15 protein-coding genes are annotated in these 11,623 nt (G+C 74.6%); 6 read left to right on the top strand and 9 right to left on the bottom strand.

All coding sequences use genetic code 11. The features are described from left to right. Positions 1-262: 262 nt before the first annotated feature. The 6 genes from ACRYM0_RS18550 to ACRYM0_RS18525 form a co-directional block, all read right to left on the bottom strand. Positions 263-442 (bottom strand): hypothetical protein, encoded by a 180-nt coding sequence (locus ACRYM0_RS18550; protein ID WP_432507321.1) that lies wholly within the window; start codon positions 440-442, stop codon positions 263-265. A gap of 321 nt (positions 443-763) precedes the next feature. Further along, positions 764-1,174 carry a hypothetical protein gene (locus ACRYM0_RS18545; protein ID WP_432507320.1) on the bottom strand — a complete coding sequence of 137 codons (411 nt, stop codon included), beginning with the start codon at positions 1,172-1,174 and terminating at the stop codon, positions 764-766. Continuing rightward, positions 1,171-1,602 (bottom strand): SRPBCC family protein, encoded by a 432-nt coding sequence (locus tag ACRYM0_RS18540; protein ID WP_432507319.1) that lies wholly within the window; start codon positions 1,600-1,602, stop codon positions 1,171-1,173. Before ACRYM0_RS18540 ends, ACRYM0_RS18545 begins: the two co-directional genes overlap by 4 nt. Then, a complete protein-coding gene (locus tag ACRYM0_RS18535) occupies positions 1,599-1,937 on the bottom strand; it encodes an ArsR/SmtB family transcription factor (protein ID WP_432507317.1) in 339 nt (112 codons plus the stop codon). Before ACRYM0_RS18535 ends, ACRYM0_RS18540 begins: the two co-directional genes overlap by 4 nt. 129 nt (positions 1,938-2,066) lie before the next feature. Then, entirely contained in the window at positions 2,067-3,125 is a 1,059-nt protein-coding gene (gene zapE / locus ACRYM0_RS18530) for a cell division protein ZapE (protein WP_432507316.1), read from the bottom strand. Between the two features lie 259 nt (positions 3,126-3,384). Further along, a complete protein-coding gene (locus ACRYM0_RS18525; RefSeq protein WP_432507315.1) occupies positions 3,385-4,968 on the bottom strand; it encodes a hypothetical protein in 1,584 nt (527 codons plus the stop codon). Positions 4,969-5,064: 96 nt separating this feature from the next. Here ACRYM0_RS18525 and ACRYM0_RS18520 point away from each other — a divergent pair, with 96 nt between their 5' ends. Next, entirely contained in the window at positions 5,065-5,649 is a 585-nt protein-coding gene (locus ACRYM0_RS18520; protein WP_432507314.1) for a hypothetical protein, read from the top strand. A 115-nt stretch (positions 5,650-5,764) separates the two neighbouring features. Here ACRYM0_RS18520 and ACRYM0_RS18515 read toward each other — a convergent pair whose 3' ends face one another. Further along, positions 5,765-6,592: an AAC(3) family N-acetyltransferase gene (locus ACRYM0_RS18515; protein WP_432507313.1), complete on the bottom strand. Its 828-nt coding sequence runs from the start codon at positions 6,590-6,592 to the stop codon at positions 5,765-5,767. Continuing rightward, positions 6,589-7,110 carry a DUF4166 domain-containing protein gene (locus ACRYM0_RS18510; RefSeq protein ID WP_432507323.1) on the bottom strand — a complete coding sequence of 174 codons (522 nt, stop codon included), beginning with the start codon at positions 7,108-7,110 and terminating at the stop codon, positions 6,589-6,591. The genes ACRYM0_RS18515 and ACRYM0_RS18510 overlap by 4 nt, the downstream gene beginning before the upstream one ends. Before the next feature lie 69 nt (positions 7,111-7,179). Between ACRYM0_RS18510 and ACRYM0_RS18505 the strand changes: the two genes are divergently transcribed. Beyond that, entirely contained in the window at positions 7,180-7,335 is a 156-nt protein-coding gene (locus ACRYM0_RS18505) for a hypothetical protein (RefSeq protein ID WP_432507312.1), read from the top strand. Positions 7,336-7,388: 53 nt separating this feature from the next. On the opposite strand, the gene thiE is transcribed toward ACRYM0_RS18505, so the two are convergent. Next, the gene (thiE, locus tag ACRYM0_RS18500) at positions 7,389-8,060 is read right to left on the bottom strand and encodes a thiamine phosphate synthase (protein ID WP_432507311.1); all 672 of its coding nucleotides are present in this window, start codon (positions 8,058-8,060) and stop codon (positions 7,389-7,391) included. Positions 8,061-8,190: 130 nt separating this feature from the next. On the opposite strand from thiE, the gene thiO reads away from it, so the two are divergent. The 4 genes from thiO to moeB are packed head-to-tail and all read left to right on the top strand — an operon-like array spanning position 8,191 to position 11,538. After that, entirely contained in the window at positions 8,191-9,327 is a 1,137-nt protein-coding gene (gene thiO / locus ACRYM0_RS18495) for a glycine oxidase ThiO (protein ID WP_432507310.1), read from the top strand. Beyond that, positions 9,324-9,554: a sulfur carrier protein ThiS gene (gene thiS / locus ACRYM0_RS18490; protein WP_432507309.1), complete on the top strand. Its 231-nt coding sequence runs from the start codon at positions 9,324-9,326 to the stop codon at positions 9,552-9,554. Before thiO ends, thiS begins: the two co-directional genes overlap by 4 nt. A gap of 8 nt (positions 9,555-9,562) precedes the next feature. Then, on the top strand, positions 9,563-10,411 hold the full coding sequence (locus ACRYM0_RS18485) for a thiazole synthase (protein WP_432507322.1): 849 nt from the start codon (positions 9,563-9,565) through the stop codon (positions 10,409-10,411). Further along, a complete protein-coding gene (gene moeB / locus ACRYM0_RS18480; protein ID WP_432507308.1) occupies positions 10,408-11,538 on the top strand; it encodes a molybdopterin-synthase adenylyltransferase MoeB in 1,131 nt (376 codons plus the stop codon). Before ACRYM0_RS18485 ends, moeB begins: the two co-directional genes overlap by 4 nt. Positions 11,539-11,623 lie beyond the last annotated feature (85 nt).

Raw genomic sequence — 11,623 nt, 5'->3', positions numbered from 1 at the left:
CTGGGTGATCAACAGCCTGAGCTTGGCAGTCAGGTGGTCACCGCCGCACTCACCTGCCCTGTGCGCCCGCTTCGCAACGTGTCGGAGGCGCTGATCGCGGAGCGGGCCGCACGCACGGTCATCCCGCTGGCCGGGACGTCACCGACCGCCCTGATCTGTCGAGGAGCGGGCGGTCTAGACGCACCCCGGTGTCACACCACACACGCGTTCACGCCGACCACCACAGCCGTTGAGCCCACCAGCACGCTGCACGAGCGGCGAGTCAGCGCCGATCGATCGTGGCCTCGGTCCGCGCACCGTCGTCGGTGCGCGTGGACGTCCAGGTACAGATCCACTCCACACCGTCAGATGCGCCCGTCACCTCGAAGGCGTCACCCGCCTCCACCGACACCTCGCGCACCTGCACGTCGTCTCCAGCGCTGGACAAGTCGTACTGCCGCACCGCCATGTCCTGGCAGGTGTCGAGTGCGACATCGCGGGGGTTAGGCACGTCGGAGCCGCTGCACGCTGCGAGACCGACCACCAGGACCACACCAGCAAGGGCTCCGCAACGCCTCACAGCTCCCCTCCATCGGCTCCCCCGTCCCAGCAGGCTGTCCTCGCGCTGCAGCGGATCGGCCGACTCAGGCCGCGCCACTTCGCCCGTCATGCTCACAAGCTTCCATGATCCGTCCTGTTCGTCACCTTGCGCGACATCCGCTCATCCCTCTGTCGTGGACGTCGACGACCTCGCGGTCTTGTCGAGGTGCGCGACGTGCCGACGTCACCCGTGGCGCACTGCTTCGCCGACCCTGAGCGGTCGGATCCGCAGGGCTGAGCGGGTGGCGTCGAAGGCCACCTGGGCCACCGCCCGCCACTGGTGAGCAGCCAGCTCCACCCACAGCGAGTCGCGGTTGACGTCGGTCCGGTTGCCCTTGGCGTAGACGAGCCACACCACCTCGATGCCCGCGAGGGCTAGCAGGTGCTCCTCCAGCGCCTCGCGCAGGCCGGCACGGTCGGCGATGGCGACGAGTGCAGCGTCGGCCTGCGACGGGTCGGCGCAGTACCCGCCGCCGGGATCTCTCAGCACGTCGCGCAGGTCTTCGGCACCTGGCCATACCCACACCCGGGCGCCGGGGTCGATGCGCAGCTTGCGGTGCAGCGCAGCGGTCGGCGCGGGCGCGACGCCGGTCACCGCGCGCCCGAGGTCGCTTCGAGGGTGCGCACCACCGTGCGCAGCAGCACCCGCCCGGTCTTGCGCCAGCCCAGGTCGAGGAAGAACCGCGCGAACTGCGCCTTGCCCCCGTGGAAACCCTCCTGCAGGAAGTCGAAGCGGCACGACCTCGGGCCGAGCTCGGTGACGGTGAAGGTCACCACGGTGTCGATCGGTCCGCCGCGCCAGGACCAGCGCATGCGGTGCGGGGCGTCGATCTCCAGGACCTGCAGGTGCACGGTGCCGTCGAAGAACGGCGCTGGATCGGTGGTCATGGTGAATCGGTGACCGACCCGCGGCTCGAAGTCGTTGGGCATCAGCCAGGTGGCGAGCAGGTCCTTCTCGGTCAGGGCGCGCCACAGCGTGCTCGCCGGGACGTCGAAGTCGACGCTCTTGCGGATCTGGCTCATCGTGGTTCCTCTCCCTGGAGGTCGTCGAGGACGTGCCGGAGCTTGTCGATGCGCTCGTCCCAGAACGCGTCGAGGTGGTCGATCCACGCGCTGACCTGCTGCAGCGGTGCCTTCTCGAGGTGGTAAAGCCGTTCGCGGCCGCGCGCTCGGCCGCTGACGACACCCGCGGCCCGCAGGTGCGCCAAGTGCTCGGAGACCGTCGACTGCGAAGCCGCCAGCTCGCTGACCAGTTCACCGACGGCCTTGTCGCCGGTGGCCAGCAGCTGCACGATCTGGCGGCGCCGCGGGTGCCCGATGGCGGTGAAGACGTCGAGGGTCGCTGGAGGCCGGGCCACGAAGAAGATCGTATCGGTTTTCACCGATAGGTCAACGGTTCAGGAACGCGTCCCCGAGGCAGCACCAGGTCCTTGGCTCTGGCCAGCGGCGCGCCGCACGCACATGACGCGCTGCGCGCGAGGTCGCGGTCACGTGGTCGTGACAGCCGTCCCCAGCAGGCGCAGCCGGCTGCGCATCCGTTCGTGATCGAGGTCGTCGGTGTCCACCACGTCCTCCAGGGGACCGACCGCCTCCACGAGCAGTCGCACGTCGGCGTCGCACAGCACGTCGACCAGCCCCGCGAAGCGGCGGCGGGCACCGGCTGAGGCGCTGGACAGGCGCGGCACCCCGACCAGTTCGACGGTCGCGTACCGCTCAGCCAGTTCCAGCACGTCGCTGACCGCGGTGCGTCCCTCGCACAGCGCCGCGAAACTCACCCGTACCCGCTCAGCGGTGACGGCTCGCACCGCGAGAGGACGTCCCGCGAGGTGCACCACCGCCGGCACGTCCTGAGCTGTGCCCCCCGTGGCCGCCGTGCCCGGCTCGACGGGCGTGGTGACGCGCCACGCCCCGCCGGACCAGCCGGGACGAGCACCGCCGTGCCCGTGGGAGCGGTGGTCGAGGTCCCCGGCCAGCTCCACGACGTCGCAGCTCTCCTCGAGCGCGGCGATCAGGGACAGGACGAGGTGGTGGAAGCGCGGATCGGGCAGCAGGGCGTGCGGTGGGTGGTTCGATGTCGCGACCAGGGCCGCCCGGTGCGCCGGCAGGGCCCGCACCAACCGGGCCAGCAGCATCGCATCGCCGGGGTCGTGGGCGTGGAACTCGTCCACGTACAGCAGGTCCACCCCGTCCAGCAACCGGCTCACCGCGCGCTGCACCGCTCCGGGGGTTTCGACGTCGCGGGCCACGTGAGCGTGCAACTGCCGAGCCGCGTCGTAGGCGTGCAGGCGCAGAACTCCTGCGGCAGGGAGCTGGTGCAGCAGGGCCTCGGTCAGCCACGTCTTGCCCCGCCCGACCGCACCGTGCAGGTACACCCCCTGTACAGGCCCGGTCCGTCGCCGCAGCACGCCTCGGTGCCCTCGTGCCTGCTGGTGCAGGACGTCGGCGCCCAGCTTGGCCAGCCGCTCGGCCACGATCCGCTGGGCGGGTTCGAGACGGGAACCGACGGCGGACGCGGCGGTGTCGAAACCGCGCCTGAGGTCGTCCACCCGCTCTTGTCGCACTCCGTCCTCCCCGCCCCAGGATGCCGGGGGCTGCAGCGTCGGACCACGTCACGTCGATCACAGCGGGGGTCGTTCTCCACGCCGCGGCACCGTAGCCTCAGGCCGGTGGTGAGAGCTGCCGGACGGAGCACGCTGCACGCTCCACCACCTCACGTCCTCTCCGACGCGCTGGCCCACTGCGTGGGGAGTGCGCGATCGTGAGGAGCCACCGGCGCTCTCACACGTCGACGAGCGGCCGGGTGGTTCAGACGTCCAGGACGCCGTCGCGGGCCCGGTCAGCCGGTGGCGGGTTTCCCGTCTCCAGGTCCTCCATCAACCCGATCTCGGCGTCCTCCGGGTGCGCGATGGCCCCCAGCTCGTCGAAGAGGGGCACCCGCCGGCGCAACCGCAACCCCGGGTAGGGCGCGAAGTCGAAGGTGCACTCCAGGTGCGTGTGCGGCCACTGACCCACCAGGCGCACCCGGCTGCCGCTCATGCCCTGCGCCAGCGGGCGCACACCGTCCTCGCCGTGCCAGAAGGTGTCCAACCCGCCCCAGTCGGCCAGGACCTGACGGGCGTAGGAGTCCGCGTCCAACGGCTCCGGGCGCAGCGGCCAGCAGAACGCGCTGATGTCCACCTCGTGCGGGGACAGCCACACCCGCACCTGCTCACCGCCCGGCTCACCGGCTGTTCCACCGCGCGGGTTCAGCGCCAGCACGTGCGGGCCCGTGCGGTGCGCAGGTGCCCCTTCGAGCTCGGCGTCGCAGTGGGCCAGCACGACCAGGTGCTGCCCGGCCGACGCCACCGCCTGCACGCCCCGCACGGCCAGCTCGATGGTGCACACCGGTCGCGCGCCCTGCTCGTACGCGTGATCGGGGTCGAAAGCGGTGGCGAGCGTGCACCCCGCTCGCCGAGCAGCGCGGTGAACGCCCACGCCGCCGGCGTCCTCCTCGGCGCCCGCGTCGCCGGGGGCGGGTTCTCGCCAGCCCAGCCGCCACAGGTGCCCGGCGGCAGCGACGTCCTGCCCGCGCGGCTCGTACGGGTAGCCGTGCCAGGTGCCGTCGCCCTCCACCGGTCGCACCGGCGCGTCCGGCGCCTGACGCTGCCCCGAGGCCGCCTGCACCTGATTCGGCAGGTTGCCCTCCAGCGGCAGCGGCACCCACCGGTTGGACCAGGACACCTCGTAGGTGCCCACCCCCAGGTGACGCAGCGAGAACGGTGCGACGTCCAGCTGCACCCACACCGCCTGCTCAGTGGTGCGCACGCTGCGCACGGGCGCGTCGGTGAAGACCTTCTGCACCCGCCCGTCGGCATCGGCCCGCAGCAGCCAGTCGCTGCCCATCGCCAACCCACCCTCACCACCGGCGGCATCACCACCGGCAGCGTCGAGCGGGCGGGCACCGGCGCCGCGCACCAGTTCCTGCCGGCGCGGTCCGGCGGTGCACCACGCGCTGGCGCCGGCGGCGGCGGTCAGGCGACGGCCCCGCGTCCACACGCTCGCCTCGACGCCGTCGATGCCCACCCGCAGCAGCGGACCGCCCGGGTGCTGCTGCACCCACAGCGCCTGCGCGTCGGCGCACACGCTCGCCGGCTCGCCCTGGTCCACCCCGGCCAGGTGCGGCGGGGGCGGCAGCCGGCCCCAGGAGACGACCCGGTGCACCCGGCTGTCGCCCGGTCCCGGCACCCGGTCCGGCGAGGGGTCCAGCACCACCGCCACCGGTTGCACCTGGTCCAGGACCCACAACCCCGACGGCAGCGCGATCACCCGTCCCGGCCTCAGCGCACGCACCTGACGATCATCCCCGCCATCGACGACGACCACCACCACGTTCGACACGCGCTCGCTCACGCCGCCACCCGCGCGGGGGGCGCGAACTCCGACCGGAGCCGGGCCCACCTCCCAGAACCAGCACCTCGGCAGGTACCGCTGGGGCATGGTGGAGGGGTGCGCAAACCCCTGGCCACCGCGCTTCTGGCCGCTGCGCTGACCTCCAGCGCCTGCGGTGACCAGAGCCCCGCTGCCGCTCCGACGCCCACGAGCGAGCGAGCTGCACCTCCGTCCAGCGCAGTGGTCGCGCCGGAGCCGGGTCCCTACACCCAGCCGGCGTTCGTCGAGCTCCCGATCGATGGACCGGAACGCCCCGGGGACGACCGCATCGACTGGCGGCGCCAGGTGCGCGAATCGCTGCACCGCTACCCGGGCACCTTCGCCGTGCCGGTCGAACTGCCTGCCGACATCTCCACGGCCTTCACCAGCACCTGGTGGGACCACCCCGTCCTGGACGTCATGAGCGACGGCTCGGGCGTCGTCGTGTGCCGCGACGAGCTGCCCGCCTGCGAGGCGGCGATGGGTGACGCCCCGGTCGTCGTCGTGCGAAGCGGCGAGGTGGACTCCACCCCCTTCCACGTCCTCCTGAAACCCCCCGCCGAACCGAGGACCACCGGTGAGCTGACGCCCGCTCAGCAGGACTACTGGGCCACGGTCGCCTTCACCTCCGCCGTCCCCGACTGGGCGAGGGAACCAGCCTGAGCAAGGGCGCACCGGCGTCCGCGAAGACCCGACGACCCCGCGCGTTCCTCGGACGCAACCCCCTCGTGCGTCCACTGACGGCGCCGACCGCGCGGGTGTGTCGCCCTCAGCGTCGTCACGCCCGGCGGTGGGTCGGGAACCAGCCCGCGGCGTGGTCCACCAGTTCACGCACCGGCAGCAACTGCCCCACGCCCCGGCCGACCGGTGCGCTGCGCCGCAAACCGGTCGCCGCGGCGAAGTCCTCGGCGACCTGCTCGAAGTCGTCAGCGCTGACGGCCAGCTCCTGCCAGGAGCGCCACCGCCGCTGCCCGTCGACCAGCACCGGCGCGCCGTTGCGGATGCGGTGCTTGCCCGGGTACTGGCAGCGGTGCTCGGCCAGGTGCAGCGCGGTGCACTTGGCCGCGCTGACACCCAGCAGCAGCACCTGAGCGCCCACGTCGTACAGCACCGCCAGCGGGGAGCCCTCGCCCATCGGCTCGCTCAGGTCGTGCTGAGCGACCACCTCCGCGGCCAGGCGGCCGGCGGCGGCGAAGGAGCGGTGCGGGTGCGCGCTGCGCACCGTGCCCGGCAGGGTGCGGAAGTGCTCGGCGACGGCGCCCATGTTCTTGCTCGGGGTGCTGGCCACGTCGTAGACGGGCAGGTGCTCACGCACCAGCGGCCACCAGGCCGGGTCGGTCTGCTGCAGCAGGGCCGGGTCGCACAACTGCCAGGACTGCACCGGCATCACCACCGTCCCTGCCGGCCCGACCGCGGCGTGCAGGGCGGCGACGACGGCCTGCTCGCCCCCGACGACCCAGCCCAGCGCTGAGAGCGAGGTGTGCACGATGAGCGTGGCACCGGCCTCGACCCCGAGGGCCCCCAGCTCCTGCGTCAGCGACTGCGCGGTTGCCGGCGGCTCGCTGCCCTCGAGGTGCTCCCCGCCGTCCACCGGCGTGTCGGTCATCCACGCTCACCTCTGACCTTCGATCGCTCACCGGGTGCTGATGCACGAACCCGGGTGCCGTCGACCGAGGACGCCGGCACCCGGCTGTTTCCCACGCTGCTCACGGCGCTGATGGGCAACCACACTCCCACGGTGCCGCCCGCCTCCTGACTCGGCGCCCGCCCCTGCGCCACCGGGCCCTCGTGGAAGCGCTGCGCACCGGAGACGATCCGCGAGCTGCCGTCCGCCGGCACCGACGGACGCAGGTCGACGGCGAGGTGCCGGTGGGTCCCGAGGTGGTCCAGGACCCAGCCCCGCCCGTCGGCGACGAGGATCGCGTCGAAGCGCCGGCGCCGACCGGGCCTGATCTCGAAGGTTCGGACCACCGTGACCGTTTCGCGCCCGAAGGAGTCGACGTAGGTGTGGTCCTCCACGCTGACGGGGACGTCGAGCCCGGAGTCGGGGACCAGGATGTTGCGCCACGCCCCCAGGGGCAGGAACGGCAGCGTCCACGCCGCACCGTGCCGGACGCGGTCCATCACGACGCGCCCGCGACGACGCTGCCGCCGGCGTGCGCGCGCCGCGCCTGCGGTGACAGGCTCGTCGCGATGACCTGCGCCACGACGAGGACCCCCGGCGGGGTGGAGCTGCGCGCGAGCCTGCTGACCGCAGCCGCCGCCGCTGCGCCGACGGCGTGCACCGGCACGACGGCTGGAGCCCGCGCCCCCGGAACGGTCGCAGCCGTCGCCTACGCGCTGACCTGACCCGCGACCCGCGCCGGCCGCGAGACCGTGCCGCCGCCCGGGGCGGTCCACCCTCAGGCGGGCAGCGGTTCCGGCAGGGCGCGCAGCAGGGCCGCGGTGGCGGCGGCGGGGTCGTCCGCCTCCGTGACCGCGCGCACCACGACCACGCGCCGCGCACCCGCCGCCACGACCTCCTGCACGGTGCCGAGGTCGATCCCCCCGATCGCGAACCACGGCGTGGCGCCGGCGTTAGCCGCGGCGTGCCGCACGAGTTCCAGCCCCGTCGCGGCGCGCCCGGGCTTCGTGGGCGTCGCCCACGTCGGGCCCACGCACGCGTAGTCCACCTCGGGGTCGGCGACCGCCGCGTCGAACTGGGCGGGGGAGTGGGTGGAGCGGCCGATCACGGCGCCGGCGCCCACGAACCGGCGGGCCGCCGCGGGCGGCAGGTCCCGCTGCCCCAGGTGCAGCACGTGCGAACCGGCGACGGCGGCCACGTCCGCGCGGTCGTTGACGGCCAGCAGGCGGCCGTGCCGGCGCACCGCGTCGGCGAACACCTCCAGCAGCTCCAGCTCCTCGGCGGCCTCGAGGCCCTTCTCGCGCAGCTGCACGACGTCCACGCCCGCACCCAGGACGGCGTCGAGGAACTGCTCCAGGTCGCCCTCGCGCCGGCGCGCGCCGGTGCACAGGTACAGGCGGGCGGCGCGCAGCGCGTCGCGGGGGGCGGTGGTTCCTGCGGGGTTCGGCACCCGCGCGAGTGTGCCAGGGGCGGGGGTAGGGTGGCCGCACCACGGGAGCCCGGGAGCGCGGGCTGAGAGGGCGAGCGCACTCGCCGACCGTCGAACCTGCTCCGGGTCGTGCCGGCGAAGGGAGGGTGGGGTGCAGTCGTGCGACGTCGTCGTGCTCGGCGGCGGGATCGTCGGGACCGCGTGCGCGTGGCGGCTCGCCGAACGCGGCCGCCGCGTGGTGCTGGCCGACCCCGACCCCGGTGGCGGCGCGTCCCGCGCCGCGGCGGGGATGCTCGCTCCCGTCAGCGAGCTGCACCACGGTGAACGGGAACTGCTCGACCTGTCCCTGCTGGCCGCGGCGGGTTTCCGCCGCTACGCCGCCGAGGCGGGTGCCGCCGGCGGCGCGGGCACCGGGTACCGCGACTGCGGCACCCTCCTCGTGGCCCTCGACGCCGGCGACCGGGCGCGACTGGCCGAGGTGCGCCGCGCGCAGGAGCTGCTGGGCCTGGACGTGCAGGCCCTCACCGGCCGCGAGTGCCGGCGGCTGGAACCGTTCCTGGACCCCGCGGTCTCCGGCGGCACGCTCGTGCGCGGCGACCACCAGGTCGACCCGCGCCGCCTGCTGGGCGCCCTGCGCTCGGCCGCCGCGGCGCACGGGGTGCGCACGGTCCCGCTGCGCGGGGAGGTCCTCGTCGAGGACGGGCGCGCGGTGGGGGTCCGTCTCGGGGACGGTTCCGCGCTGCGCGCACCGCTGGTGGTCCTCGCCACCGGTGCCCGCGCGCAGGAGCACGCCCCCGTGCGCCCGGTGAAGGGGCAGGTGGCGCGGCTGCGGATGCCCGCCGGGCAGCACCTGCTGCAGCGCACCGTGCGCGGCGTCGTGCGCGACCGCGACGTGTACCTCGTGCCGCGCGAGGACGGTGAGCTCGTCGTCGGCGCCACCAGCGAGGACCGGGGTTTCGACGAGACCGTCACGGCCGGAGCCGTGCACGACCTGCTGCGCGACGCGCAGGCCCTCGTGCCGGGGACGTCGGAGCTGGAGCTCGTGGAGGTCCTGGCCCGCTCGCGGCCGGGTTCCCCCGACAACCTGCCGCTCATCGGCCCCGGCGACGTGCCGGGCCTGCTGCTGGCGGTGGGGCACCACCGCAACGGGGTGCTGCTGTCGGGGGTGACGGCGGAGGCCGTCGCGGCGCTCGCCGACGGCGAGCCGATCGCACCCGAGGTCGCGGCCTGCGACCCGGGGAGGTTCGGGTCGCGCACCGCGGCCCGCGAGGAGGTGGGAGTGCTGTGACCGCGACGAGCGGGCAGGTCGAGGTGCTGGTGAACGGCGAGGTCCTGCGGGTCCCGGCCGGTTCCACCGTCGCGGACGTCGTGGCGGGTTTCGCGCCGGGTCTGGAACCCGGGCGCGGCACGGCGGTGGCGCTGGCCGACGAGGTCGTGCCCGCCGGCAGCTGGGGTTCCACGACGGTGTCGGCGGGCGACCGCCTCGAGGTGCTGCAGGCGGTGGCGGGAGGGTGAACGCGGTGGTGACCACGGAACCGGTGGCGGAACCGGTGGCGGTGGCCGAGGAGGAGACGGCCACCGCCGACCCGTTCACGATCGCCGGGCGGGGGTTCACGTCCCGGCTCATCACGGGCACGGGCGGTGCGGCCAACCACGACGTGCTGGAGCGGGCGCTGCGCGCCTCCGGCACGGAGCTGACGACGGTGGCGCTGCGCCGCGTCGACCCGGCCGCGCGCGGTTCCCTGCTCGACGTGCTGGAGCGGGCGGGTGTGCAGGTGCTGCCGAACACCGCCGGGTGCCGCACGGCGCGCGAGGCGCTGCTGACCGCCCGCCTGGGGCGCGAGGCGCTGGGCACCGACTGGGTGAAGCTGGAGGTCGTCGCCGACGAGGAGACCCTGCTGCCGGACGCGGTGGAACTCCTCGACGCCGCCGAGCAGCTCGTCGACGACGGTTTCACCGTCCTGGCGTACACCAACGACGACCCGGCGCTGGCGTTGCGGCTGGAACGCGCCGGGTGCGCGGCCGTGATGCCGCTGGGCGCCCCGATCGGCACCGGCCTGGGGATCCTCAACCCGCACAACATCGCCCTGATCGTCGAGCGCGCGGGTGTTCCCGTCGTGCTGGACGCGGGCATCGGCACCGCCTCGGACGCGGCGCGCGCGATGGAACTGGGGTGCGACGCGGTGCTGCTGGCGACCGCGGTGACGCGCGCGCAGGACCCGGAACTCATGGGGACCGCGATGCGGCACGCGGTGCTGGCCGGTCGCGCCGCGCACCGCGCCGGGCGCATCCCGCAGCGCACCCTGGCGCAGGCGTCGTCCCCGTGGGCGGGCCTGGCGTGGTTCGACGCGGCTGCCGGCGGCGCCCCGTGAACCTCGAACCCCTCGTGGAGCCCGGCGGTGAGCTGACGGCCGAGGAACGGCGCCGGTACTCCCGCCAGCTGCTGCTGCCGGAGATCGGCGAGGTGGGGCAGCGGCGGCTGAAGGCCGCCCGCGTCCTCGTCGTCGGTGCCGGGGGCCTGGGTTCCCCCGCGCTGCTGTACCTGGCGGCGGCGGGTGTCGGCACGATCGGTGTCGTCGACGACGACGTGGTGGACGAGTCGAACCTGCACCGCCAGGTCCTGCACGGCACCGCTGACGTCGGCCGGGCGAAGGTCGACAGCGCCGCCGAGGCGGTGGAGCGCGCGAACCCGCTGGTGCGCGTGGTCCGGCACCGCGAGCGCCTCACCGCGGCCAACGCGGTGGAACTGGTGTCCGGCTACGACCTCGTCGTGGACGGCGCGGACAACTTCACCACCCGCTACCTCGTCAACGACGCGTGCGTCCTGGCCGGCAGGCCGTGGGTGTGGGGGGCGGTGCTGCGGTTCGCCGGGCAGGTCTCGGTGTTCTGGGACGAGCACGGGCCCACCTACCGGGACCTGTTCGCCGAACCGCCCGCGCCCGGGACGGTGCCCTCCTGCGGGGAGGCCGGTGTGGTGGGCGGGGTGTGCGCCGCGGTGGGCTCGGCGATGGTCACCGAGGCCGTGAAGCTCGTCACCGGTGCGGGGGAGAGCCTGCTGGGGCGCGTGCTCGTGCACGACGCGCTGGCGATGACGTGGCGCACGCTGCGCCTGGCCCGGGACCCGCGTCGCGCCCCCGTCACGGAGGTCGCCGACGTCGTGCAGGTGTGCGCGGTCGACGAGGCGGACGTGCCGGAGTTGGGCGCGGCGGAACTGGACCGGCGCCTGCGCGAGCGTGCCGCAGGTCGCGACGAGTTCGTCCTCGTGGACGTGCGCGAGCCCGCCGAGCACGCCGCGAGCGCGATCCCCGGGTCCGTCCTGGTGCCGCTGGCGGACCTGCTCACGGACCCGGCTCGCGTGCCGGCGGACCGGCCGCTGGTGCTGCACTGCGCCGGCGGCACCCGCTCGGCGCAGGCTCTGCGCGCGCTGCGCGAGCACGGCCGCACCGACGTCGTGCACCTGCGCGGCGGCATCGCCGCCTGGGACGCCCGGAGCACCTGAACCCCACCCCTGGGGGGGGGGGGGCATGTTCGCTACGCCGAGTAGCCCCACCTCGGCCCGGGGGGCGGTGCGGCGCGCGAGGGGC

This window comes from Kineococcus arenarius subsp. arenarius (genome assembly GCF_050871845.1).
GTDB lineage: Bacteria > Actinomycetota > Actinomycetes > Actinomycetales > Kineococcaceae > Kineococcus.
Note: the sequence above shows the minus strand (reverse complement) of the source record. Positions and strands in the feature narration are given on the sequence as shown.

Coding starts and splice junctions, on each gene's coding strand:
- ACRYM0_RS18540 (WP_432507319.1), bottom strand. CDS start 1,602: ATGAGCCAGATCCGCAAGAGCGTCGACTTCGACGTCCCGGCGAGCACG.
- ACRYM0_RS18510 (WP_432507323.1), bottom strand. CDS start 7,110: ATGGACCGCGTCCGGCACGGTGCGGCGTGGACGCTGCCGTTCCTGCCC.
- ACRYM0_RS18505 (WP_432507312.1), top strand. CDS start 7,180: ATGACCTGCGCCACGACGAGGACCCCCGGCGGGGTGGAGCTGCGCGCG.
- ACRYM0_RS18515 (WP_432507313.1), bottom strand. CDS start 6,592: ATGACCGACACGCCGGTGGACGGCGGGGAGCACCTCGAGGGCAGCGAG.